The following is a 24,644-nucleotide window of genomic DNA, read 5'->3' on the forward strand; positions in this document are numbered from 1 at the left end:
CCGAAACATCAAGGCGCGGCAACCCAACGGATTGCCGCGCCTCGACGATGACATTCAGCAAATGGATCGGACATCCTTTGCCCTCGGAACGATTCAACCTGCCGTCGGGAAAAGGCTGCGCAGATACTTCTGATTGTCGACGTAGCATTCCTCCATGCTGCGTCCCTTCTCGGTGGCTCCCTCGATAATGAGCCAATCGTAGTAGCCGATCTCGCCCAAAACGTCGCGCACCTTCTTAAAGTCGATCGGTCCCTTGCCCAACAGGCACCCACGTTCCTTGCAGTGGATTTGGCAAATGCGATCGGCCCCCAGCGTGCGCAGCTCGGCGAAGATGTCGTAGCCGTTGTAGTGCATGTTCGCCACGTCATAGTAAACCTGCACGGCGGGAGAATCGACGCCGTTGAGGATCTTCAAGTGGTCGTCGACGTTCAGCGTGCTTTCGACGCCCAAGATGACACCGGCCTTCTCCGCCTTCGGGGCCAGTCGTTTGAGTTTGGCGATGACGGCCTCTTGCCGATCGGGCTTGCCGCGGATATCGCCCTTGCCGAAGAACGCCAACAAGACGATCTTCTGCCCCATTGCGGCCATGACTTCAATGCATTCTTCGACCCACTTTTCCGTTTGGGGCTCGGTTGCGAAGGGCACACCGTTGAGCACCCCCATCGCCAGCGAAGCAATCTCGACGCCCGTTTCTTTCGACTTGGCCAAGTACTGATCACGAACGGCCTTTTCCCTCAAGTCGAACGGCTTGCCGGGCTCGCTAAAGCTCACCTGCACTCCATCGAGGCCGATCGCCTTGGCGACGTCGAACGCCTCGATGTTCTGGCGTTTGCCGATCGACCAATCGCAGGCGCCGATTTTGTACAGTCGTTTTTCATCGGCGGCAAACAGGCGGACCAACGGCGACGCAGCCAATCCGACCGCGGCTCCCGCCGCCAACAACTCTCGTCGATTCATGGTGTGTGCCATGTCCCATTTCTCCTTGGTCGCAAACAGACTCGAACGATCGACGCTTCCGTCTCCGAAAGCGTGGTTAGTCTAATCCACCCGGATGTGGCGGACAATACTTTACCTGTTTTGCGCACCCGGGCCACATTGTCTTTCTTCGCTATCGGTTCGTCTTGACCGGTGTTCGGCGGTTCGCTAGAGTTCCGCCTCGATAGGCTCTTATTGGGTAAGATTTCGTCCCAGCGAACCTTCCGATTCGTTCTCCGGTCTCACGCCATGCCGACCGCCCGCACGGCCAACCAAGTCCCTACCGTCGCCTGGCAAGGGCTGCCGCAACGGCTGCGCGTATTGCACATTTGCGATAAACGCCGGACGGGTGGGTGGCTGGCCGACGCCCTGGCCCACGACAGCGCCGTCGAAATCGAACTGTGCGAAGCGGTCGGAAGCACGGCAGGCTTGAGCCGACTGCGGGACGAAGTCTTCGACGCCGTCCTCGTCACCCACGATCCAGGTGAACTCGATGCGCTTGATCTGACCGAGGGATTTCGCGCCGGAGGCGCCGACGAGCCGATCATCATCCTCGGCAGTCAATCCGAACAGGAAATGGCCGTCTACTGCTACGAGGCCGGGGCCGACGGCTACGTGTGCATTCACACCGGTACGACGCGGGGCCTGATTTGGATGGTCACCCGCGCCGTACAACATCATCGCTTGTTGCGGGAAAACAGGCGACTCGTCCAGGCCGAACGCCAACGGCTTCAGCGGGAACACGAAGAGGCCGAACGGCTGCTGCGCCAGCAACGGCAGCTGATTGCCGACGTGGGGACGCTGAGCGATCGTCTGCTCGATTCGCGCGACGAGGAAGCCCAAGAGACCGAGGCGGAAACGAGCCCCACCGAGGGCCGCGACGTTCACATTCCGGGCCTACCCGACGAATTGGTCGTCCACTATCGGGAACTGCTCCGCGCTTACGTGATCATGGGTTCGGGAAATCTGGCCGGCGAACTGGGGCGATTGGCCGAAATGTTCGCCGTCGCCGGAGTCGGATCGCAGCAAGTGATGCAGCTTCATGTGCATGTCGTAGGCGAGCTGATTCGCGGCCTGGGCGCCCGCAGTAGTCGGCACGTCATGAGCCGCGCCGACCTGTTGGCATTGGAGATCATGATCCACCTGGCCGAGGCATATCGGCTGCGTTACTACGAGCGCGCCCACCCGCCGCGGCAACCGTATCTACCCGGCTTCGAGGAATACTTCCGCCTGTAGCGGCATCGGCTCATTTTTCGCCGAACACGGCGAATTCCCAAATGCGGGCGATATTCCCGGGGGCGGCTGTAACCTCCAGACGCACGCGGTCGGTCGTCACCGTCGGCAGATCGACGATCCGATCCACGTCCTCGTTTCCCTCGACCGGCTCGCCCCAATCACGCCACGAGGTGCCGTCGAACCATTGCAGCTTGAAGGCTTCGATCCAAGCGCTGATTCGATCTCCCGGTTCCAAGTAGCCCGAGACGAGTCTCGCAGCCGTCAAGCGTTGCGGAGTATCGAACTTCAATTCGACGACGGCGGGCAGTTCGGCGGCACTCAGCCACCGACCGCCGTTGTCCAACAGGTCGATCTTGCCGTCGTTGATCCGCGCGGGCGGATTCTTGTCGGCGGCGTACGATTCGGATGTCGACAACGAGGCCTTCGGTGCCAGGTTTACACCGAGTGCGGCCACCTTTTCTGCCGGTTGCAGGTACTTCGCCACCTTTTCAGTGCGACGTCCCACCCCCTTGCGCATGAGGGCCTTGAGCTCCTCCAAGTGCTGCCGGTAAACGCCGCGAGGCGAGGTGTCGAACTTTTTGCAGAGCGAGGCCGCCATGCCGACGATCTCGCCCATGCACCCGCACGTCCGCATCACGCGAACCGTTCCCAACGCCTCGTGCGTCACGCTGATGCACCGTCCGGCCATGAACAAATTCGGCACATTCCGGCTGTACAAACAACGATACGGAATCCAGTAGGGCGTCGGATAACGGGTAAAGATCGCCTTCGAGATGAACGCGTCGCCTTCGAAGCCTTTGTTGTACCGCGGATCGGGAACGTGAATGTCGATCGACCAGCCGGTCGGTACGCACCCGTCGGGAAATTCACGGCCCGAAAGGATGTCTTCCTTCGTCAAAACGACGTCGCCCATCAAGCGGCGCGACTCCCGCGGACCGGCGATGTACGCCGCCCAACCGATCTTGTACGTCGCGTAGTCTTTGTCCACGTTCTTCAGCGCATCCCACGCGCCGTACATGGCGCGGAAGTTCCAATCACGAATGTATTCTCCTTTCACGATCGGATCGTGATCGAAACCGCTCTCCCAGAACCACGCGCCCAGGGCCTCGGGTCCTCGCTTGTCGGCGGGAACGTCGCCGATGGAGACATGCCTGCCGGGGAACGGCTTTTCGGTCAAGTCGAGCGCCCAGGGACACCGGGGAAACGACGTCGGCTTGCCGGTATCGTACACCCACCATAGGTTCGTGCAGCCCATGTGGCCGGGAACGGTCATTTCGAAGTCGGCCCCTGCCGCCGCACCGATCGTGCCGTCGCCGGTGCAGTCGGCAAACCACGTACCCCGGCAACGAATCCGCTCGGCAGAGACCGTCTCCTGGGCCAGTACCGCGGTGATGCGACCGCCTTCCGTCTCGACGTCGTAAGCACGATAGCCGGTCAACAAGGTCAAATTCGGTTCCGCCTTCACCAAGGCGAGACGTCGGTCGTCTTCGTAGATTTCGCCGGTATTTTCCGGCCCGTTGTGCGCCCGCTTGACGGGATCGAGCTCGGCGACCACGTCACCTACCCGCGGATACGGCTCGCAATTGATCGCGCCGTTCAACCACACCCGGACCTCGCTGCTGTTGTTTCCGCCGAGTACACGTCGATCCTGAATCAAGGCGACCTTCAGGCCCAATCGTGCGGCCGATACCGCAGCACACGTCCCCGACATCCCGCCGCCGACGACGACCAAATCGAACGGCCCCACGTCACGGGAAATCTCAGGCAGGCCCAAAATCTCGCGCCGCCACGCGTCGAGCGTTTCATCGTTCGGCGGCGGATTGTCCAAGTCGGCCGTGAAAACAATCGCATCGCACCGACCTTCGAAACCGGTCAGGTCGTGCAATCGAATCTCCAACGAGCGTTTGTCGGGATCGACGCGAATCGTCCCCCCGTCCTGCCAGTGCCATTCGGCACCTTCGATACCAAACACGGTTTCCAACGGCTTGCCGTCGACGAGCACCTGGAACCGCCCCGGAGCGCCGGGGGCGTCCCACGTAGCCACCCAGTCGCGGGTACGGACCCATACGCGGTAGGTACCGGGCCGGGGAAACGTCACTTCCGTCACGGCATCCTCGACCGGCTCGCCGAGACCGTGGGCCAGCAGATAAGGCGATCCCATCACGTGCATGAACTGCGTGTCGTGGCACCACCCTCCCCACGAATCAAATTGCTCGGCCTCGAGCAACACGACCGGGGGTTTTTCGGCGGCGGAGGCCGTTATCGACCATACGCCCCAGGCGATCACCGTCCAAACAGCCGTCCAAGCAAACATTCGTTTCATCGACGCGCTCCTGACAGATTCCGGAATCGATTACCCGCGTCGCAACCGCGAGGACGCTTCCGGCAAACTCCGGGCAACGACGGGAAGGCAAGCTACGGGGGGAACGGGTGCCGGTCGCTCGGCTCTCGGCAGGCCGAAGCCGTCCGGTGCGCACTTGCCGCACTCATCGACCGGCAAGACTAGGATTGTCCGACGATCGACGCGCGTCAATTCCCGAATGCGGCACACCGTTCATTTTGCCGCATTTTCTCACATTGCCTATGAATCGACGGCAGAAGCCTCGGCGATCTGTTCCCGAGGCAGGATTCCGAACCCGCCCCGCGGCGGGAATTCGAGTCGCCCGTGATCCAGCACGACGCCGTCGGCCCAATCCTGTGCCAGCAAGACGGCCCCGTCCAGGTCGAGATAGTCGGCCAACGGGGCGAGATTCGCCGCCGCCGAGATGCCCACGCTCGTCTCGGTCATGCAGCCGATCATCGTCGATAGCTGCAAGTGACGCGCGCGCAGCAACATCCGTCTTGCAGCCGTGGGCCCGCCGCATTTCACGAGCTTGATGTTCACGCCGTGGAAGTACGATACGCACCGGTCGATGTCGGCCTCGACGACGCAGCTCTCGTCGGCGATGATCGGCAACTCGCTTTGGCGGACGACCTCCCGCATGCCTTCCCAATCTTCAGCAGGCAGCGGCTGCTCGATGAATTCGACGTCCAATTCGGCCATCGCCTTGGCATTCTCGATCGTTTCCGCCGGCTTCCAGGCCTCGTTCGCATCGACGCGAAACCGCGCCTTCGTGTGACGCCGCAACTCTCGCACGATCGCCAGGTCGTCTTCCGTCCCCAGCTTGATCTTGATGACCGGCCAATCGGCGACTTCAAGGAGCTTCTCGACCATGCGATCGAGCGTATCGATGCCGATGGTGATGCTGCTGGCCGGCGTGCGATCCAACGGCAAGTTCCAGTAGCGCCAGATCGGTTGGCTGCGCAGTTTGCCCCACAGGTCGTAGCAAGCACAATCCAGAGCGTTCACGACCGACGGCATCGAAGGAAACAAGGCACACCACTTTTCCCACAACACGGCCGGATGCTTCACTTCAGTCCCGACGATCTCCGACCGCAACGATTCGATCTTGGAAATCGCTTCGTCGACGTGCTGTCCGTAGCATGCGGCCGGAACGAGTTCCCCGTAACCGGAAACCCCGTCTTGTGACAGCTCGACGATCGCCGCTTCGTAGACCTCGGTCGTGCCTCGGGAGATGGTGAACGGATGACGCAGCGGTAACGCAATCGGATGAATCTTCAAGTCCATGAAACTTCGTCTCCTATTTCAGCGTCGCCGGGGCATGAGCCCCCCTCGCCGAACCGCCGACCGATTGCCGCTTTCCACCAGCCCGCACCGGCGAAAACGACGACGATCGGACCGCATCGTGCTTATCGCGGCTAACGCGCATACCAGGCAATCAGTCGCCCCAACTCGTTCCGATACTCCACCGCCCGCAGCCGCTTGCGATAAGTCGCACTGCCCAAGGGCGCATGTCCCTCGCCTCGTTCGATCGTGATCACAGCCTGAACGACGTCGTCGGTCGCGACGGGACGTTCGAAAGCGGTCAATCGCAAGAACCACATGGCGGCGGCAAAACTCACGGCCACGGCGCGATACCGTTCCGTGAGAGCCCAGCCTTTTCGCCCGGCCACGGCGAACCGCTTCGTCTTCGCCAGCGATTCGAAATAGTCATCCAACGGTCGCAACACATCGGCCGAAAGTGTTCCCAAAGGGCTTTCGAGGTGCTTCCAATCGGCGGCCGGAAAGTCCGGGGCCAGCTCATGCATTGTACCCCTTCCTAGGGCCATTCGGATACCCAGCTTCGCCCAGCGGAATCGGCCTCGCCACGAATTTTCGAGCACGTACCGCGGATGTAAACGCAGATAGTCGGCCAGCACACGGCGAAAGATCAGCCGCGTCGCCCAACCAGGCGGCTTACGTTCCCGAAAGAAATCGGCGGCTTCCTCGTGCGATGCATCTCTCAGCAGCCGCAACAGCTCGGCATACTCGGCATTCGACAACGTCGCCAAACGACAGCCGTCCAGCGACCGGCAAAACGTCAATCCGGCCGCCAACCGCCGAACGATGGGAAAACGCCGATCGCACGTCAACTCTTCCAGCACCTCGGCGGCAGCCAGGAATCGCCGCCACGACACGCGGTAATGCCTGGTAAGCGGCGGCACCTGCTTCGGACGCGGACGCAGCCGGTCGGTCTTCACCATCGGCCGCCATTCGCTCTCCTGCTCGGCCAACGTCGGCCCCTCCTGGAGCGCGGCCGAGGGGCAATTTCGACGAACGGTCAGGTACGCAAACCGTTCGAGCGGCACGACCTGATAAGGAAACATCCGGCACAGTAAGGGTTTGGCCTCGGCCCCGAACTTGGCGTGAATGCTGCAGCGCTTTTCGTCGTTGAGGAACACACAAAAGCCGTCGGACCGATGCGCCAACCGGTAGACAGGAGGAAACAGACTCATCCGCACGAACAGCTTCTTGCCGCGAAAGCGAGGATCTTCTTCCCAGTGCTGATCCCGAATCCGGCGGTATTCCTCGTCGCTGAGCTTGATGATCACGCTGCGACAACAGATGCCGCATCCCCGGCAATCCCAGCGTTCGTCGTCGGCCAACAACCGCAGCGGCAATTCCATGGAATTCTCTTCGGCAAGTGACGACCGGCAAAAAACTTGCGTGCGGACGATCTCCCGTTCACGATTGTTTCATCGTAGCGTTCCGCGGGGCAGGGCGACAACTCGCGTGCGAACGCGGGCGAAATCACACTCCCAGGCCGACCTCGGTTCGTTTCCCCAAAACCGACACATTGTACACAACACACACCAGCTAGCCATATCAGAGGAGGACTTCCCGATGCGCCACCGTTGGTTCGATCGTTTCCGTCGCCTTCCGTCGATGTACTGGCTCATCGCGTCGGCAGCCGTCTTGCTGATCGCGAACGGCACAACGCCGCGTGTTTCGGCGGCCGAGCGGCGGCCCAACGTGATCTTCTTTCTGATCGACGATATGGGATGGACCGACCTGAGCTGCATGGGCAGCAAGCTGTACGAAACCCCGCACATCGACCGGTTGGCAGCCGAAGGAATGCGCTTCACCGATGCGTATGCCGCGTGTACCGTGTGTTCGCCGACCCGCGCCGCGGTGATGAGCGGCAAATATCCGGCCCGTCTGCACCTGACCGACTGGATCGCGGGCCACCGGCGACCGAACGCCAAGCTGCTGCCGCCCGACTGGCGAATGTATTTGCCCTTGGAAGAAACCACGCTGGCCGAGGCCCTAAAAGAAGCTGGTTATGCCACCGCCCACATCGGAAAGTGGCATCTGGGTGATCCGCCCTACTATCCCGAGCATCAAGGCTTCGACGTGAACATCGGCGGCGACCGGTACGGCCAACCTGCCTCGTACTTTTGGCCGTATGCCAACAAGCAGCGAAAGACACCGATCGAGGGTGGACACGAGGGCGAGTATCTCACCGATCGACTGACCGATGAGGCGCTCCGCTTCATCGACGCCCACGCCGAGGAACCGTTTTTCATCTACTTCGCCCATTATGCGGTACACACACCCTTGCAAGCCAAGGAGGAGTTGATCGCCCATTACCGGCAAAAGCTCGACTCGGGCATCGACACCGGCAAGCAACGTTGCGACGTGTACGCGGCAATGGTCCATAGCGTCGACGAGAGTGTCGGACGCATCGTCGCCGACCTCGACCGGCGGAACCTGCTCGACGACACGATCATCATCTTCACCTCCGACAACGGCGGGCTCACGTTGCCGCGATTGGACGGCATTCCGCCGACGGACAACTCGCCGTTGCGGGCGGGCAAAGGCTCCACCTACGAGGGCGGCGTCCGCGTCCCGGCGATCATTCGCTGGCCGAAACGCGTTCCCAAAGGAAGCGTATCGCACGAACCCATCATCACGACCGACTATTATCCGACGATCCTCGATTTGGCCGGGCTTCCGCCCAAGCCCGAACAACACGTCGACGGACTCAGCATCGTCCCCCTGTTCGACGGCGCCGAAACGCTTCCGCGCGACGCGATCTACTGGCACTATCCGCACTATCATCCCGGCGGGGCGACACCCTACAGCGCCGTGCGGGCAAGGGACTGGAAGTTGATCGAGTTCTTCGAAGACGGTCACCTCGAACTGTACAATTTGAAGGAGGACCTGCGCGAACAGCACGATTTGGCCGCCGAAAGGCCCGATCTCGCGAAGCGTCTGCGGGCGAAACTCCAGGCGTGGCGCGATTCGGTAGGGGCCCAGTATCCGCGGCCGAACCCGAATTACAAGCCGTCACCGACGAAATGACCGTCGATCCGAAAAATTCGAGCTCTTCCGTTTCGAAATCGCAGGGAACAGCCGACACGTCTCGTGCTTTCGGCACGAAACCCGAGAAGCGTCTGGAAGCCGACAAACGACGCCTGCTCGCCCAGCTGCGCAACCGCGGCATATCCGACGATCGTGTGCTCGACGCCATGCGCCGTGTTCCGCGAGAGGCGTTCGTTCCGCCGGAGCGACGAGCGTCGGCATATCTCGACAGTGCGCTGCCGATCGAGTGCGGACAGACGATCAGTCAACCGTACATCGTCGCGTTGATGACGCAGGAACTCGAATTGACCGGCAGCGAACACGTCCTCGAGATCGGCACCGGCAGCGGTTACCAGTGCGCGATCCTGGCACTGACGGCCCGATCGGTCGTGAGCATCGAACGCATTCCGGAACTGGCCGAGACCGCCCGTCGGCGCATCGCGGCGTTAGGTTTGGAAAACGTCGAAATCCTGTGTGCCGACGGCACGTTGGGCTGCCCTGAGAAAGGACCGTACGACCGCATTTTGATCACCGCCGCGGCACCGCGTGCCCCCGACAGCCTGCTGGCGCAACTGAAAGACGGCGGCATGCTTTTGGCGCCGGTGGGCGATCGCGATCTGCAACGCCTCGAGCGTATTCGTCGCCACGGCGACCGATTCGAGTCGGAATCGCTGATCGGCTGTCGCTTCGTGCCGCTGATCGGGCAAGAGGGTTGGTCGGCCGACGAGGTCTGATTCGTTGCAAACGTCGGGCGTTCGTAACGGGACGGCTGTTTTGCCTGCACGTCATCGGCAGGCGGTTGCGCCCGATTGCCGAAAGAAGAAGCGGCGGAGCCGCCTGCTCGAGACAGCACCGCCGCAATGCTTTTTTCAGACCGGCACGAGTCGGTTACCGCCGCGACGCCTGCAATGCAGGAAAACGACGGACCGATCGCCGATCGGCGTCAGACCAGCCGGGTGTATTGGCCGGGGATCGGAATCGGGTAGTCGCCGTTCTCGTCCTTTTGGACGGGAGCCGGCGTCTCCCACGAGAGCGGACCTTCGGGGAATTCCGTCGGGCCGTTGTTGACGATGTCGTCCCACTTGACGACCTTACCGGTGTAGTTCGCCACGCGACCGAGGACCGAGGTCATGCTGCTGTTGGCCGCATAGTAGCCCTCGTTGTAGCGTTCGCCGGCGCGCAACGCGTTCGACAGGTCGATCTGCTCTTGCTGGTGACCGCTGACGCCCTTCTCCTCGGTCTTCCACGAAGTACCGTCGAAGAACTCGATCGTACCGCCGCCCACGTTGCACACACCCTTGTCGCCGTGCGCGTGTTCCGACACCGAGTTGAAACAATTGCGCATGTGGCGGCACTGGCTGTACATCTTGGTGCCGTCGGCGAAGGTGAACTCGACGAAGTGGTGGTCGAAGATCTGGCCCGTGCCTTTGGCGTCGCCCAAGTAGCGGGCCGTGCAACCGCCCATCCCGTTCGCCTCGACCGGGTGCTGGTCGCCCATCACCCAGTTGCCCACGTCGAGGTTGTGGATATGCTGCTCGGTGATGTTGTCGCCGCTGAGCCAGCAGAAGTGATACCAGTTGTGGACCTGGTATTGGATTTCGGTCATGCCGGGCTCACGAGCACGATTCCAGATGCCGCCGCCGTTCCAGTAGACGCGGAGGAACTGGATCTTGCCGATCGCACCGTCTTGCAACCGCTTGACCGTATCCTTGTACCGCGGCTCGTGACGACGTTGCAATCCGGTGGCGACCATCAGGTTCTTCTCGTCGGCCAGCTTGCAGGCGTCGATCAACATGCGGTAGCCGGGACCGTCGACACAGCACGGCTTTTCCATGAACACGTGCTTACCGGCTTCGATCGCGGCCTTGAATTGGGTCGGCCGGAATCCCGGCGGCGTGGCGATCATGACCAGGTCGCAATCGACTTCCAGCACCTTCCGATATGCTTCCAACCCGGTGAAGGTCGTATCGTCGGTCACGAGAACCTGATCGGCGTACCGCTGCTTCAACGTATTCAACGAACCGCTCAAGCGGTTGTCGAATGCGTCGGCCATACCGACCAGCTTGTTGTTCTTGTGGGCGTTCATGAACTGGGCAGCCGCACCGGTACCACGACCGCCGCACCCGATCAAGACGAACTTGATCTCGTCGCTGCCTTGGGCATGGACGCTGCGGGCGAGGCTCAATCCGCCGAGTACCGACGCACCCGCCGTCACCGCCGACGACGTCTTCAAGAAGTCACGACGCGAAGGCTTGTTCTGATTCATCGTCAAACTCTCCCAAAGAAAACATTCAAACACGAAACACACGCGTGTATCGAAACGTCACACCACGCTGATGCAACGACTACGACAAAAAGCATCCTTTCCTTCGTTCGGCGATCGACGGGAAAGCCCACCGATTGGGGCGATTCCCGACCGAGGCGGGAATGGAGGAAACGACGAATCGTGGCGAGATTCCGTTGCGGAACCTCGGGCGGGGATGGAAATCGAAAGCTCCTGTCTCTCGAAGATGCAGGGCTTATTGTTGACACAAGCTACCCGTCTTTGCAAGGATTCGCACCAAGTTTTCTCAAACGCCGCAACACACGTCGCCGCGATCTCGCGTTTTGCGCAACGGCCGCCCCACCGGGTGCCGCATTTCCGTTTCTTGGTAAACTAGAGAAAATAGCCCGTCGGCAGCCTCGGCGGCGGAAGCCCTCGACGGCCGCCCTCCGACTCCGATAGATTGTGTGTACCGCCACTGACGCGGCGCACCGGCGCACGATTCGAATCGGCAGAAGAATCCGCAGGGAATGCGCACCGCAGAAGGCATGCCGGCCCGCGAACGGGGACGGTGGCCGAAATGTCGCCGTACCGGTTTGTTGATTTCCCGAATTCTTGAATGATCCATCACCGATTCGGCCGGCTGTCGCAGAAGATGCATACTTGGGACACACTATCGGCGCACGACGATGGCCGAATCCAATCATTTCGACGGTGCCCCCCGGACCGGCGCCACAAGGCCGCTCAAAAACGAACCGACCGCACCGATCGATGCGTCGGGAGCTTGAACGCGACATTACCGACAATGCAGAGATCACCGATCCCGCAACATTCGACGACTGCACAAAGCGTCTGCCGGTGTCCGCAAAACCGCACTCCGGTGCCGGAAGCCCGATCGTTGACGTCGGGCGTCGTGCAACGGACGGAACGACGCGAACCGGCTTGTCGGTTTCCGAGCGTGCTTGGAATGATGGTCGTGTCGTTGCTCGTGTTCGGTTGTCGGCCGATCGACGACACGGGAACGACAACCGGCACCGGCGAATCGGCCGCCGTTCCCAAGCGAATCGTCTCGCTGGCGCCGAGCATTACCGAAACGCTTTTCGCGCTGGGAGCGGGCGATCGCGTCGTCGGAGTGACCGACTACTGCGAATATCCTCCGGAGGCGAAAAGACTACCGACCGTCGGCGGCTACCTTACGCCCAACCTCGAGGCGATCGTCGCCCTGAAACCGGATCTGGTCGTGGTGCCGAAGGGCGAACAGTCGCCTGCCGAGGCCGTCGAACGGATCGGCTTGCCGATGTTGGTCGTCGAAAACCGGAGTGTCGAAGGTGTATTGGAAACGTTCGACGTTTTGGGCGAACGCCTCGGCGTTCCCGAGCGCGGACGCGCCTTGCGCCGACGTTGCGAGGCGCGCATGCAGGCAATCGCTCGCCTCGTCGAAGGACTGCCGCGACCGAAAGTCTTGATTACCGTCGATCGCACGGTCGACGGCAATCGGCTTCAAGACGTGTACGCTGCGGCGCAAGACGGATACCTCGACCATTTGTGCACGCTGGCCGGCGGTGAAAACGTGTGCCGCGCAACGGCCCGGTTTCCGATCGTATCGGCCGAGGGCATCTTGCAGATGAATCCCGAAATCGTCTTCGACCTGGTCGGCAAGGTGGCCCCGCGCAGCGACGACACGACCGAGCAGGCACGAAAGCGACGCGAAGAACTGTTGGCCGCCTGGCAACGTCTCGACCAAGTCGAAGCGGTGCGGACGGGCCGCGTCTATTTGGTCGGCCCCGACGTGACGGTCGTTCCCGGTCCGCGTTTCAACGAGCTTCTCGAATTCATGGCCCGGCGGATTCATCCCGAAATCGACTGGGATGCCCGACTCGATCCGACCTCGGCCACCGAAGTCCCGAACCCCGTTTCCGTCCCCTGACGCACGTTCGATGTCCGATTCGCCCTCGGCTGTACATCACGACAGCACGACACACGAACCGGCGATTGCGGTGAAAGGCCTCGCCGTTTCGCTCGGTCGAACCTCCATTTTGCGCGACGTGTCGTTTACGGTGCACCAAGGCGAATACGTGTCGATCATCGGTCCCAACGGTGCCGGGAAGACGACCTTGCTGCGGACCCTGCTTCGCCGCACGCAAGCGGAGCGAGGCGAAATTCGCATTTTGGGACGTCCGCTGGCAACGTTGTCGCAAGTGCAATTGGCTCGACGCATTGCCTACGTCCCGCAGGCCGAGACGACGGCCATTCCCTTTTGCGTCGAAGCGTTCGTGGCCATGGCCCGCTATCCGTACGGTGGTCCGTTCAAGACTCCCACCCGCGAAGATCGGCTGGCCGTCGACGATGCGCTACGGATCACCGACGTCGAACCCCTCCGGCACCGCAGGCTCGATACGCTCAGCGGAGGCGAACGCCGAAAAGTGTTCGTCGCCGCGGCCGTGGCCCAACAGGCTCCGCTGTTGCTTCTCGACGAGCCGACGACCTATCTCGACTACAAACACCGACACGAAATCCAAGACTTATTGGTGCGATTGAATCGCGAACAGGGCACGACCGTGCTCACGGTGACCCACGACGTGAACGGGGCCGTTCTGGCAGGAGGACGCATCATCGCCATGCGCAAGGGACGCGTCGTCTTCGACGGTCCGCCCGCTCGGCTGATGGAACCGGAACGCCTGCGGTCGATTTACGACACGCCGCTTACGTTGGTCGAGCACCCCACTGCGAAATTACCGTTGGTCGTGCCGCCGCAGCCGGGAGGTGCTGAATGAGGCGCGCCGACTGGATTCTGCTCGTGTCGGTTCCGACGGCGGTCGCCGTATTGGCGGGTGCGCCTTTGGTGGGCATGCACGACGTGCCGTTGCACGCCCTTTGGCATGACGACGGCACCGCGTCCCGCATCCTCTGGGAACTGCGGATTCCTCGCGTGTGGACGGGATTCGTCGTCGGCGCCGTGTTGGCGGCCGGGGGCGTCGCCTTCCAGGCCATGTTTCGCAATCCGTTGGCCACGCCGTTCACGCTGGGAATCGCCGGCGGCGCTTCTCTAGGTGCGGCGGTCGCCATCTTCGCCGGATGGTCGTTCACTCTGGGATGGCTCTCCGGCGGTGCCGCCTGCGCTTTCCTGGGGGCCGTGGCGACGATCGTGCTTGTATACGGACTCACGCGCATTCGCGCGGGATTCTCGACGGCCACGCTTTTGCTGGCCGGAGTGGCACTCAACTTTTTCTATTCCAGCGCCGTCATCGTGCTGCAATACCTGGCCGATCCCTCGCGCACCTACCGCATGTTCCGCTGGATGCTCGGCGGACTGGAAGGCGTCGTCGGCTTCACCGATCTGAAAAGCGTTCTCGTCTTGGCCGTGCCGTGTTTGCTTTGCCTGGCCGTGCTCCCGCGGGAACTCAACCTGCTGATCACCGGTGAAGAACTGGCGGCCGCACGCGGTGTAGCCGTCGATCGAATCAAAATCGTCGTGTTCACGGCCGTGAGTTTGATGGTCGCCGCCGTCGTGGCCGTCTGCGGACCGATCGGCTTCGTCGGCTTGATCGTGCCGCACGTGTGCCGATTACTACTCGGGCCGGACCATCGGCGGCTTTTGCCGGGAGCGATGATCGCGGGCGGCACGTTTCTGGTCATCTGCGACACCGTCGCCCGCACGGTCGTGGCCCCCACGGAGCTGCCGGTGGGCGTGATCACCGCCATGCTGGGCGGCCCCTTCTTCCTGCTGTTGCTGCTCACCCGCGGCGGGGAATCGGCCGTGTGACCGATCGCACGGAACATCGGTGGGACGGCCTTTCCACCCGACGGCCCCTCCATTCACCGCGCGGTTCCGAATTCACCGTGCATGCGCCGGAGGATCAAGCGCCCCTTTGCGATCGGCAAACCGATCGAGTAGGCTAGGAACGGTCGAGGAAGACGTCCCCGATCCGACCGGCCTGACCGCGGGACCATCATATTTTGGTCATCATCGCTGATATCCCACCTTGGAAGCGGGGAAGCGACCGCAGCAAAGACCGCCTCGGCGCGATGAGTACGCGCCGCCACGGGATGTCGGCCGATCGATAGATAGAAAATTTCGGTAACACTGCGTAGCGGCTTCTTGGGAAGGAGAACGATTCATGCAAAAGTTGTGGTTCTCAACCGCATTGTTGATGCTGGCGGCGTTGGTCGTCGGATGCCCCACCCCTCAGCCCAAACCGAGCGGCGAGTCCGGAAAACCGACCGCCGAAGAAGCGGGAACTGAAGTCGCCGAACCGGTCGAGCTGACGGAAGAACAGAAGGCCGCCGTCGCCCGAATCGAAGAACTTCGCGGCACGGTGACCTACGACGAGCAGGGGCGGGTGGTCGCCATCGACCTGTACAATCGGCAGACCTCCGACGCCGATCTCGAAACCTTCACGTGCCTGACCGACGTAGTCAAGATGGTTCTCTACGGGGCCGACATCACCGACGCCGGCATCCCCCACTTGACCAAGTTTCCCAAGCTGCGCGATCTCGTTCTCGAAAACACGAGTATCAGCAACGAGGGCACGGCCCCGCTGGGACAGATCAAGACGCTCCGCTCCCTGAACCTGCGGCGGAGCACGAATCTGACCGACGCCGGACTCGCCTTCCTCGCCGAACTTCCCGATTTGGAACAACTCGCGCTGTTGTACAACAACTTCACCGACGCAGGAATGGACCATGTGGCCAAGCTCAAGAATCTCAAGGTCCTCGACCTGCGCGGATGCATGCTCCTGACGGACATGGGCATGGAAAAGTTGACACCTCTCACTGAATTGCGGGCGCTCAAGTTGCGCAGCCAGGCTTCGCTTACCGATGCCGGCCTGGAACACATTGCCAAGCTCACGAAAATCAAGGATCTGTCATTGGAAGACACCGGTATCACCGATGCAGGGATGAAATACATCGCGAGCCTGCCCGACCTGGAAATTCTCGACCTGATGCGGGCGTACGGCGTCACCGATGCGGGGCTCAAGGAATTGGCCGGCTGCACCAAGATTCGCCGTCTACTCATCCGCGGTCTCTACATCGACGGTTCGTGCCTGGCCGAACTTGCCGCGTTGGAAAACCTTGAAGAACTTGATCTGGCCGAAACGATGGCCGGCGATGACGCCTTGGAGTCCGTTGCAGCGTTCAAGAAACTCAAAGTACTGAATCTGTGGAATACGCAGATCAGCGACGAAGGCCTGAAACACGTAGCCGGGTTGTCCGAACTGCGCGAATTGAACCTCGACGGTACTCCCATTACCGACGACGGCCTTGCCGCGCTGGCCTCGCTCGGCAAGCTCGAATCACTGGTCTTGGACAACGTCAAAGGAATCACCGATGCCTCGGTGGACGTGCTGGCCAAGCTGAAATCACTGAAGTCGCTTTCGGTGGTCAACTCGGGCATCAGCGAAGAAGGCGTCGCAAAGCTGAAAGAATTGCTGCCCGACTGCAAGATCAAGGACGTCTGATCGCCCACCGGCATATCCAATGGACGGTCGAACATCCGCGGGCCGAAGTCTCCCGTCAGACTTCGGCCCACTTTTGTGTGGCGTCTTCAACGGGCTTTCGGCCGGGAACGTCGTTCTGCTTCCCCGACTTCACAAGATCCGGCCTCTTGTAGCCGCGTGGGAGGCGAACACGTTCGCCTTGATGGAAAAACGGCGGCTCACTAGAATGCCCGGTGCCGTCAACCATGGAGGACGGCTGCGCGCACGGAGACCGCCTCGATGAGCCGGATTGCTCGCTGGTGTTACCTTTGGCCGGGCCTGTGGCCCCTCGTTCGGTCCACCTGCTGGTGGGGGGCGATCGTTGCGCTCGTCTTCGGTGCAGCCTTCAACTTGGCCTTGGCGGCTACCGTTCTCTGGCCCGAATTGCTCGCCCCTCGCGTGCGTACCGCGCTTTGGTTTGCCTTGGGAATGTGCTGGGGCCTCATGCTGATCGGAACGGCTTGGTGGAACCGCCGAGAAAATGCCCGACGGTCGGTTGATCCGAACACCGACCTGTTCCCCAAGGCTCAAGAGGCCTATCTGAAGGGCAACTGGTTCGAAGCCGAACGCATTCTCGCCCGGCTCCTGCGCCGCAACCGGCACGATGTCGAAGCAGCCCTGTTGTTGGCGACACTTTGGCGCCGGCGGGGGCGGCTGGACGAGGCGGGCCAACTGTTGGCACGGCTCCGGCGATTGGAGGCAGCAGCGGCCTGGTCGCTGGAAATCGACCGTGAACTCATGTTGATCGAGCGGGATCAATCCGAATCGCACGATTCGGAATCGCTTGATGCCCCTTCCACCGCAGAAAACACCGCCGCAGCGCACGAAGAGCAGCCTTCTGCCGCAGCGTGATTGCATCTTTCCCCACCACCCCATTTTTACACAAAACCGGTCAAGCCAGACCGAACACACAAGACAAACCGAGTTTTCCGGTCATTCCGGTTGCGAAGAAGAAAAATCCCGGTCGTCAAAACCCGTCCCGCCACGTAGAATGCCCATAGACCCGCTGAGAATTCCGCGGTGCCCCCGGCGGGCGGCCCAACGGAGCGGCGAGGGCCGTGAACCCTCCCGTCTCGGAAACCGTAATTAGAACAGATGATATTGTCCAAAAAATAACAACAGAGATGCCCGGACGGGCAACAAATTACGTAGTACATTTGGGAGGCATCCGCCGCATTGGGAATTGGTTGATGACGCGAGCCTCCCCTCGCCTTGGGGGTTCCCCGAGGAATTCGTAACCCGCAATCGGGTGTCGGCGAACTGCGAATCGCCCGCGATTCGGCCGATTTCGCCTGTCCCGTTTTCGATTGCGAACAATAGCTTGTGAAGGAGTTTTCGGATCCCATGTTTGAACGTTTCACCGACCGTGCGCGGAAGGTCATGCAGCTGGCCAACCAAGAGGCCCAGCGATTCAACCACGAGTACGTCGGCACCGAGCATATCTTGCTGGGGCTGATCAAAGAGGGGAGTGGAGTCGCTGCGAACGTCCTCCGCAACATGGATGTCGATCTGCGCAAGATTCGACTGGAGGTCGAAAAGCTGGTCCAAAGCGGCCCCGATATGGTCACGATGGGCCGGTTGCCGCTGACCCCTCGCGCCCGCAAAGTCCTTGAGTATGCCACCGAAGAGGCCCGCACGCTCAGCCACAACTACGTGGGCACCGAGCACTTGCTGCTCGGCTTGTTGCGTGAGCAAGAAGGCGTGGCGGCCCAAGTCTTGATGAATTTGGGCTTGAAGCTGGAAGACGTTCGAGAAGAAGTACTCAACCTGCTGGGACACGGCAGCGACAGCGGCGACGATCCGGAACGTTCCGGACGCACCGGCTCAGACGACGATGAATCGAGCGGCGAAACCCGCGGCGGCCGTTCCCGCACGCCGGCATTGGACAGCTTCGGCCGCGACCTGACCGAACTGGCCCGCCAAGGCAAGCTGGATCCCGTCATCGGCCGGGAAAAAGAAATCGAGCGGACGATGCAGATCCTCTGCCGCCGCACGAAGAACAACCCCGTCCTGCTGGGTGAAGCCGGTGTGGGGAAGACGGCCATCGTCGAAGGTTTCGCCCAACGTGTCGTCAACGGCGACGTCCCCGAACTGCTTCTTGATCGGCGGATCGTCGTCCTCGACCTGGCCATGATGGTCGCCGGAACGAAGTACCGCGGCCAGTTCGAAGAACGCATCAAGGCCGTGATGAACGAGGTGCGACGCGTCAAGAACGTGATCCTGTTCATCGACGAGTTGCACACGCTGGTCGGTGCCGGCGGTGCCGAAGGGGCCATCGACGCTTCGAACGTCCTCAAGCCGGCCTTGGCACGCGGCGAAATCCAGTGCATCGGGGCCACGACCCTCGACGAGTACCGCAAGTACATCGAAAAAGACAGCGCGCTGGACCGTCGGTTCCAGGTCGTGATGGTCGAACCCAACACGACCGACGAGGCGATCGCGATTCTGCGCGGACTGCGCGACCGGTACGAAAAGCACCACCATGTGCAGATCACCGACGACGCGATCGAGGCGGCCGTCGAGTTGTCGAACCGCTACATCAGCGGCCGATGCCTGCCCGACAAGGCGATCGACGTGATCGACGAAGCCGGTGCCCGCGTGCACTTGAAGTCGATGACCCGTCCGCCCGACTTGAAGGACATCGACGAAGAAGTCGAGCGGCTCAACAAAGAGAAGGAACTGGCCGTTGCAAACCAGGACTTCGAGAAGGCCGCTCATCTTCGTGACCAGGCCGACAAGCTCAAACAGAAGAAAGCGGCCATTACCCGCGAGTGGCGGGAAAAGACCCTCAAAACCGACGGCGTCGTCGATGCCGAGGTCGTCGCCGAGGTCGTCTCGAAGATGACCGGCATTCCGCTCACACGGATGACGACCGAAGACTCCATCCGCCTGCTCAAGATGGAGGAAGAGCTGCACAAGCGGGTCGTCAGCCAAGACGAAGCGATCAAGTCGATTTCGAAGGCCGTCCGGCGCAGCCGCAGCGGCCTGAAAGATCCCAAGCGTCCTACCGGCTGCTTCATCTTCGCCGGTCCCACCGGCGTCGGGAAGACGTTGCTGGCCAAGGCCCTGGCCGAGTTCATGTTCGGCGATGAGGACGCCCTCATCCAAATCGACATGAGCGAGTACATGGAGAAACACAACGTCAGCCGGTTGGTCGGGGCGCCTCCGGGATACGTGGGCTACGAAGAAGGCGGCCAGTTGACCGAAAAGATTCGGCGTCGGCCGTACTCGGTCGTCCTTTTGGACGAAATCGAAAAGGCCCACCCCGACGTGTTCAACATGTTGTTGCAGGTGATGGAAGAGGGCCGCCTGACCGACAGCTTCGGCCGGAACGTCGACTTCCGCAACACGATCATCATCATGACGACCAACGCCGGAGCCGAGGCGATCAAGAACGAATCGGCCTTCGGGTTCCAGAAGCCCGATGACGACGCCAATTACGAGAGCATGAAGGCTCGCGTACAGGAGCAGATCGAAAAGGTCTTCCGGCCCGAGTTCCTCAACCGTGTCGACGACATCATCGTGTTCCGGCACCTGACCCAGAAAGACCTGGGCGAGGTCGTGGAACTCGAACTGGCCAAGGTCCGCAGCCGGCTGGCCGAACGCGGCTTGTCTCTGGTCCTCGACGACGAGGCCAAGAAGCTGCTGATCAAACGCGGGAGCAACCTCGACTTCGGGGCCCGACCGCTGCGACGGGCGATCGAAAATTCGATCGAAGACCCGCTCTCGGAGGAATTGCTCCGCGGCGCGTTCGAAGGCGCCGACACGATCGTCGTAAAGGTGAAAGAAGTCGGCGACAAGAAGCAGTTCACCTTCGAGCCGATCAAGTCGGAGGAATCGAGCGAAGAAAAGCCGGAAGGCGAAGTCGCGGGCGTCGGCGGTGAAAACGGCGACGACTCGACCGCCTGATGCCGGATGAGCCGGCCGCCTGCGCCGGTTCGGCAAAACATGGACCGAGAAGGTTATCCCTCCTCCTTTTTCCTTGGCGGATCGTCCCCCACCGGCGATCCGCCAAGGTGTTTCTTGGAAGAACAAACCGGCATCTTCCTCGGTACACGTTCTCCACTCCTACGCGAAGACCTCCGGAGTAATCTATAATTAGGAGCATGGAGTTTATCGGGCTTGATTCTCCAATGTGGGTAGCAGCGAGAGTGGACGACGAACTTCTCTTGTTCGAGCCCCTAGCAGCAGGGACGTGTCCACGTGCTGACTTCGGCGACTGAGCTTACTGCTGTGAGGAAAAGGCATTGGCAACCATTCCTTATCAGCCCGTTGCACAAGCCGGTTTTGGGCATGGTTTGAGGTCGAATAAGGTCCGGCGGTAGTTTGGACCGCGCAAGGCGGAATATCGACAAACCGGCGTCACAAAGCCGAGCATGCGGCCCAATCGGCCGAATAGCGACGTGGTGTGAAGATAAACAGTCACAATGACAAAATAGAAAAGACAGACGACGCGAGTCAGGCTCCGCGGCGAGGCAAGGCCGAACAGCAAGCGCAGGATCACCGCCAGGTTGTAGCCCATCACCCGCACCAGGTACCATTTCCTGACTTCCGTCAGGCCCCGCAGCCATACCCGCCGACTACCGCCGGTATCGCAGACGTGCGCGAACGTCCGCTCGCAGACCACCGAGCGCTTCCGCTGAAGCCGTTTCCCGCGGGCTCCCAGGCAACGTCGACGGTTCGCGCGATACGCTTCCTCGTGCTCGCTCGGCTTGTCCGTCCAACGACGCTTGTGTCGAAGACGTTTTTCCGGAATGTACGTCCGCCAACCCTTTACGTGTTGCAGCCGCGAAAGTGTTTCCGCCTTGTGATAGCCCTTGTCGGCAACGACTTCCTCGGCCGGTTCGGTGTCCGCCTTGATCGCGACCTTGTCCGCCGCCTGCAGCGTCTGTTCGATGCTTGTCGTGTCGGGCGTGTCGGCCGTGTACACCTCCGCCGCCAGGATCATCCCCGATCCGAGTTCGACCGCGTGCTCCGCCTTGTAGGCCATGTGGGTCCGGCCGTCTTTCAGCTTGGCGATCCTCGCGTCCGGATCGACCGGCGATTCCCAGTCCCGGTTCGAAAGCCTCTTGTCTTGCCGCTGTCGGTCGAAACGACGCAGCTCGTCGTCGGTCGGTTCGTCAGCCTCGGGGTTCTCTTCCATGTAGATCTTGCGGACAAACTCCTTCCAGCTTTCTCCTTCCTCTTTATGTTGCAGCGACTTCAAGGCCGCATTGCCTTCCAGGAAGGTCGCGTCGACGCCCAAGGTCTTGCCGCGCAACAGGCCTTCTTTGCGGGCGATCTCGACGACCATGGCGAACAGCTCGAAAAAGACCTCCAGCGGCAGGCGTTGCCGCGTGCGGCTGAGCGTGCTGTGGCACGGCGTCGGTTCCGTGATCTCGCAGCCCAAAAAGATTCTGGCCGAGAGGCTGTCGGCACAGCGGGCGGCGATCCCGCGTTGCGAGCCGATGCCTTCCAGAAAGCCGAACAGGAGCATCCGGATTACCACGCCGATCGGTGTCGAGGGGCGGCCGGTTCGGGCATAGTACGGGGCACACAGTGCTTCTGCTCGTCGGTCGAAGTCGTGTTTCGCCAGAAGCGCGTTCAGCTTGCGATAGAACGCGGCACCCGGCGGTTCGGGGATTTCATCCCGGCGGATAAACAGCGTCGGCTGTCGAAGCCTTTTTCTGCGTCCGAGCATCGTGCCGTCAGAATCTTGGTCCCAGAGGCTTATTCCTTGTCGGTTCGTGCCGCTATTTTCTACAATCAGCCACTGGCTGCAAAGAGGTTTTACAACGGGCTGTTATCGACCCTCGATTGACGGAATGCGATGCATCGCCGTACTGGGAGTGCTTCTATTCCATTTCAACAAAGCCTTCCTGCCGGGCGGCTTCGTCGGCGTCGACGTCTTCTTTGTAATTTCCGGCTATTTGATAACCTCCATCGTTTATCGCGAGTGCCAATCTGGCGTTTTCTCATTAGCCAGATTTTACCAACGCCGAATTACCCGTATTTTTCCTGTTTTACTGGCAACAATTGCCGTCACATTGGCTGCTGCTTCTTACATCTACTCCCCGCAGGACTTTGCTTCTGCAGGCGCCGTCGCCACGGCGGCTAGCCTGTCTCTCGCCAACGTCAAGTTTATGCTCCAAGGCAACTACTTTGAGCTATCTCCCGACGCGCAACCGTTCTTGCACTTCTGGTCGCTTTCCGTCGAAGAGCAGTTTTACGTATTCTTGCCGCTCTTTCTGGTACTCACTACGAAATCACGGCTTACGGCCAAACAAGTACTAGGCAGCCTACTCGCAATCTCCTTGGCCAGCTTTCTCGGTTGCGTATTGCTAACTCAAACCAACCCAACCTGGGCGTTTTACTTGTTGCCGACACGAGCCTGGGAATTGCTGGCTGGCGCCGCCTTGGCCGTTTTTGTTGCTGAAAGAAAGACTCCCCTCAGGTATCACAGTTCTGTGGCACTGCTTGGGCTCGCCATGATTTTGCTTTCTTTCGCTTTCTTGCGCGAGTCAAATTCTTTTCCCGGATTTGTAGCCGCTCTACCGGTGATTGGCACAGTATTGCTGATCGGCTGGAATCCTGATTCCTCGCCATTCACCGAACGCGTACTTGCCCACCCTGCTCTAGTCTACGTCGGCAAGTTGTCGTACTCCCTTTACCTCTGGCATTGGCCCATCTTTTGCTTCGTGGACTACCACCTATTTGCAGCAAGCCCTCCTGTTCGATGGGCACTCAAGATCTGCCTCATGCTGCTAGTTTCAACCACCTCGTATTATGTCCTAGAGCAACCAGCACGTCGGCTATTGAATCGACCACACATGCGATCGTTCGCATATGCCGGTTTTGCTGTCGCCACAATTACACTCACGCTCGTAGGGTATTCGGTTCGTATGGATAACTACATCAACGCTTCCGTAGACACAATTGCACATGGTGGTCGAACTTTTTCAACTTCCCATCGTGCGCCACATGTCGTGTTAATGGGCGACAGTGAAGCATCAATGTACGGCATCATCATGAAGAAACTGGCGACACTGTACGGGATTAACGTGAATGTCATCAGCGTCGCCGGTGGAAATCCATTCCCGGGAAACCGACAATATGAGGAATCAATTCGTTTTCTCGCTGAAACGCGACCGGATGTAACCGTGTTTGTTGCGGCATGGGCCAGCAGGGTCGACACGGCTGGATTCGAAGACAACGTAAAAGTTGCTGTAGAAGAGATTCTAAAGTATTCCTCTCACGTCATCCTAATTTCGCAACCACCAATTCTTCCAAAGGACGCTTCGCGAGCATCTTTTCGCAAAACCGGTATGCATCCGGTTTGCGAGGAGGAGCGAAACACCGAGAAGCGAGAAAAAGCACGCCGATTTCTCGATTCTTTGGAATCCAAGCGCGTTCATGTCGTACACGTGGATGATTTGTTCCTGGACGAACAAAGAAATATCCGCTTTTGCGACGAACACGGCCACCAGCTCTTCCACGACCGCATCCATCTTTCGGGGTTCGGAGCAGCTTATGTGGAAAGTCGAGTGCTCAATGCGGTTCTTGCCATTCTAGAAACCAACAATCAACGCCAGCCGGAATCTACCGTGTGTGCCAAACGACTGTCCTCATCTGACGACAGCACGGTAGAGCGCAAGGAAGAATAGTTGCTCCCGTTCAGGAAAAACCACCGTTATCAGCCCGTTGCACAAGCGGGTTTTGGGCATCGTGTGAGGTCGAATAAGGTCCGGCGGCGGTTTGGGCCGCCCAAGCCGAAATTGTGCCATTCAAGCGAGAAACGTCAGCGGACAAATCCTTTTCCTACGTCCGAGCATCGTGCCGACAAAAAGGTTGTTTCTCGCCGTTTCGTGCGGCTATTCGCTACAATTGTCCGCGGGTCGCAACGAGGTTTTGCAACGGGCTGCTAGGCATTCCGGCGGCACGAACAGGGGGACACCAGCCGTATTTCGACCGCCCCTATCCCAACCTGGCAGTAATAGCGGCCGCAAGCGTGCACCGGGCGAGTTCTCGT

The 24,644-nt window shown here is 60.5% G+C and carries 16 protein-coding genes; 10 read left to right on the plus strand and 6 right to left on the minus strand.

Annotated elements, in window-relative coordinates; translation table 11 throughout:
* Window positions 1–93: 93 nt before the first annotated feature.
* On the minus strand, window positions 94–969 hold the full coding sequence (locus tag ACYQ2I_RS16925; protein WP_460168213.1) for a sugar phosphate isomerase/epimerase family protein: 876 nt from the start codon (window positions 967–969) through the stop codon (window positions 94–96).
* A gap of 255 nt (window positions 970–1,224) precedes the next feature.
* Between ACYQ2I_RS16925 and ACYQ2I_RS16930 the strand changes: the two genes are divergently transcribed.
* Complete coding sequence (locus ACYQ2I_RS16930) at window positions 1,225–2,211, plus strand: PleD family two-component system response regulator (RefSeq protein WP_460168214.1); 987 nt, start codon at window positions 1,225–1,227, stop codon at window positions 2,209–2,211.
* 10 nt (window positions 2,212–2,221) lie between these two features.
* Here the strand turns inward: ACYQ2I_RS16930 and ACYQ2I_RS16935 are convergent, their stop codons facing one another.
* The 3 genes from ACYQ2I_RS16935 to ACYQ2I_RS16945 form a co-directional block, all read right to left on the minus strand.
* Window positions 2,222–4,534 (minus strand): FAD-dependent oxidoreductase, encoded by a 2,313-nt coding sequence (locus tag ACYQ2I_RS16935; protein WP_460168215.1) that lies wholly within the window; start codon window positions 4,532–4,534, stop codon window positions 2,222–2,224.
* 258 nt (window positions 4,535–4,792) lie between these two features.
* Complete coding sequence (locus ACYQ2I_RS16940; protein ID WP_460168216.1) at window positions 4,793–5,839, minus strand: dipeptide epimerase; 1,047 nt, start codon at window positions 5,837–5,839, stop codon at window positions 4,793–4,795.
* A 131-nt stretch (window positions 5,840–5,970) separates the two neighbouring features.
* Window positions 5,971–7,218 carry a YkgJ family cysteine cluster protein gene (locus ACYQ2I_RS16945; protein WP_460168217.1) on the minus strand — a complete coding sequence of 416 codons (1,248 nt, stop codon included), beginning with the start codon at window positions 7,216–7,218 and terminating at the stop codon, window positions 5,971–5,973.
* Window positions 7,219–7,435: 217 nt separating this feature from the next.
* On the opposite strand from ACYQ2I_RS16945, the gene ACYQ2I_RS16950 reads away from it, so the two are divergent.
* Both ACYQ2I_RS16950 and ACYQ2I_RS16955 read left to right on the plus strand, forming a co-directional pair.
* Window positions 7,436–8,896, plus strand: a complete 1,461-nt coding sequence (locus ACYQ2I_RS16950; protein ID WP_460168218.1) for a sulfatase — start codon at window positions 7,436–7,438, stop codon at window positions 8,894–8,896.
* Window positions 8,893–9,630, plus strand: coding sequence for a protein-L-isoaspartate(D-aspartate) O-methyltransferase (locus tag ACYQ2I_RS16955; RefSeq protein ID WP_460168219.1), 738 nt, complete (start codon window positions 8,893–8,895; stop codon window positions 9,628–9,630). The genes ACYQ2I_RS16950 and ACYQ2I_RS16955 overlap by 4 nt, the downstream gene beginning before the upstream one ends.
* 209 nt (window positions 9,631–9,839) lie before the next feature.
* Here the strand turns inward: ACYQ2I_RS16955 and ACYQ2I_RS16960 are convergent, their stop codons facing one another.
* The gene (locus ACYQ2I_RS16960) at window positions 9,840–11,162 is read right to left on the minus strand and encodes a Gfo/Idh/MocA family oxidoreductase (protein WP_460168220.1); all 1,323 of its coding nucleotides are present in this window, start codon (window positions 11,160–11,162) and stop codon (window positions 9,840–9,842) included.
* A gap of 964 nt (window positions 11,163–12,126) precedes the next feature.
* On the opposite strand from ACYQ2I_RS16960, the gene ACYQ2I_RS16965 reads away from it, so the two are divergent.
* From ACYQ2I_RS16965 to ACYQ2I_RS16990, 6 genes are all read left to right on the plus strand, one after another.
* Window positions 12,127–13,086, plus strand: a complete 960-nt coding sequence (locus ACYQ2I_RS16965) for an ABC transporter substrate-binding protein (RefSeq protein ID WP_460168221.1) — start codon at window positions 12,127–12,129, stop codon at window positions 13,084–13,086.
* A gap of 10 nt (window positions 13,087–13,096) precedes the next feature.
* On the plus strand, window positions 13,097–13,933 hold the full coding sequence (locus tag ACYQ2I_RS16970; protein ID WP_460168222.1) for an ABC transporter ATP-binding protein: 837 nt from the start codon (window positions 13,097–13,099) through the stop codon (window positions 13,931–13,933).
* On the plus strand, window positions 13,930–14,922 hold the full coding sequence (locus tag ACYQ2I_RS16975) for a FecCD family ABC transporter permease (protein ID WP_460168223.1): 993 nt from the start codon (window positions 13,930–13,932) through the stop codon (window positions 14,920–14,922). The genes ACYQ2I_RS16970 and ACYQ2I_RS16975 overlap by 4 nt, the downstream gene beginning before the upstream one ends.
* Before the next feature lie 355 nt (window positions 14,923–15,277).
* Window positions 15,278–16,618, plus strand: a complete 1,341-nt coding sequence (locus ACYQ2I_RS16980) for a leucine-rich repeat domain-containing protein (RefSeq protein WP_460168224.1) — start codon at window positions 15,278–15,280, stop codon at window positions 16,616–16,618.
* Between the two features lie 258 nt (window positions 16,619–16,876).
* Window positions 16,877–17,488 carry a tetratricopeptide repeat protein gene (locus ACYQ2I_RS16985; protein WP_460168225.1) on the plus strand — a complete coding sequence of 204 codons (612 nt, stop codon included), beginning with the start codon at window positions 16,877–16,879 and terminating at the stop codon, window positions 17,486–17,488.
* A 492-nt stretch (window positions 17,489–17,980) separates the two neighbouring features.
* On the plus strand, window positions 17,981–20,545 hold the full coding sequence (locus ACYQ2I_RS16990; protein WP_460168226.1) for an ATP-dependent Clp protease ATP-binding subunit: 2,565 nt from the start codon (window positions 17,981–17,983) through the stop codon (window positions 20,543–20,545).
* Between the two features lie 355 nt (window positions 20,546–20,900).
* Here the strand turns inward: ACYQ2I_RS16990 and ACYQ2I_RS16995 are convergent, their stop codons facing one another.
* The gene (locus ACYQ2I_RS16995) at window positions 20,901–22,316 is read right to left on the minus strand and encodes a transposase (RefSeq protein ID WP_460168227.1); all 1,416 of its coding nucleotides are present in this window, start codon (window positions 22,314–22,316) and stop codon (window positions 20,901–20,903) included.
* Between the two features lie 46 nt (window positions 22,317–22,362).
* On the opposite strand from ACYQ2I_RS16995, the gene ACYQ2I_RS17000 reads away from it, so the two are divergent.
* Window positions 22,363–24,279, plus strand: a complete 1,917-nt coding sequence (locus ACYQ2I_RS17000) for an acyltransferase family protein (protein WP_460168424.1) — start codon at window positions 22,363–22,365, stop codon at window positions 24,277–24,279.
* Window positions 24,280–24,644 lie beyond the last annotated feature (365 nt).

It is taken from the genome of Thermostilla marina, assembly GCF_054657455.1.

Bases quoted from the DNA above. Each gene is read 5' to 3' on its own strand.
- ACYQ2I_RS16960 (WP_460168220.1), bottom strand. From the start codon at position 11,162: ATGAATCAGAACAAGCCTTCGCGTCGTGACTTCTTGAAGACGTCGTCG.
- ACYQ2I_RS16935 (WP_460168215.1), bottom strand. From the start codon at position 4,534: ATGAAACGAATGTTTGCTTGGACGGCTGTTTGGACGGTGATCGCCTGG.
- ACYQ2I_RS16970 (WP_460168222.1), top strand. From the start codon at position 13,097: ATGTCCGATTCGCCCTCGGCTGTACATCACGACAGCACGACACACGAA.
- ACYQ2I_RS16940 (WP_460168216.1), bottom strand. From the start codon at position 5,839: ATGGACTTGAAGATTCATCCGATTGCGTTACCGCTGCGTCATCCGTTC.
- ACYQ2I_RS16995 (WP_460168227.1), bottom strand. From the start codon at position 22,316: ATGCTCGGACGCAGAAAAAGGCTTCGACAGCCGACGCTGTTTATCCGC.
- ACYQ2I_RS16950 (WP_460168218.1), top strand. From the start codon at position 7,436: ATGCGCCACCGTTGGTTCGATCGTTTCCGTCGCCTTCCGTCGATGTAC.
- ACYQ2I_RS16980 (WP_460168224.1), top strand. From the start codon at position 15,278: ATGCAAAAGTTGTGGTTCTCAACCGCATTGTTGATGCTGGCGGCGTTG.
- ACYQ2I_RS16930 (WP_460168214.1), top strand. From the start codon at position 1,225: ATGCCGACCGCCCGCACGGCCAACCAAGTCCCTACCGTCGCCTGGCAA.
- ACYQ2I_RS16975 (WP_460168223.1), top strand. From the start codon at position 13,930: ATGAGGCGCGCCGACTGGATTCTGCTCGTGTCGGTTCCGACGGCGGTC.
- ACYQ2I_RS16925 (WP_460168213.1), bottom strand. From the start codon at position 969: ATGGCACACACCATGAATCGACGAGAGTTGTTGGCGGCGGGAGCCGCG.
- ACYQ2I_RS16990 (WP_460168226.1), top strand. From the start codon at position 17,981: ATGTTTGAACGTTTCACCGACCGTGCGCGGAAGGTCATGCAGCTGGCC.
- ACYQ2I_RS16985 (WP_460168225.1), top strand. From the start codon at position 16,877: ATGAGCCGGATTGCTCGCTGGTGTTACCTTTGGCCGGGCCTGTGGCCC.
- ACYQ2I_RS16945 (WP_460168217.1), bottom strand. From the start codon at position 7,218: ATGGAATTGCCGCTGCGGTTGTTGGCCGACGACGAACGCTGGGATTGC.
- ACYQ2I_RS16965 (WP_460168221.1), top strand. From the start codon at position 12,127: ATGATGGTCGTGTCGTTGCTCGTGTTCGGTTGTCGGCCGATCGACGAC.
- ACYQ2I_RS16955 (WP_460168219.1), top strand. From the start codon at position 8,893: ATGACCGTCGATCCGAAAAATTCGAGCTCTTCCGTTTCGAAATCGCAG.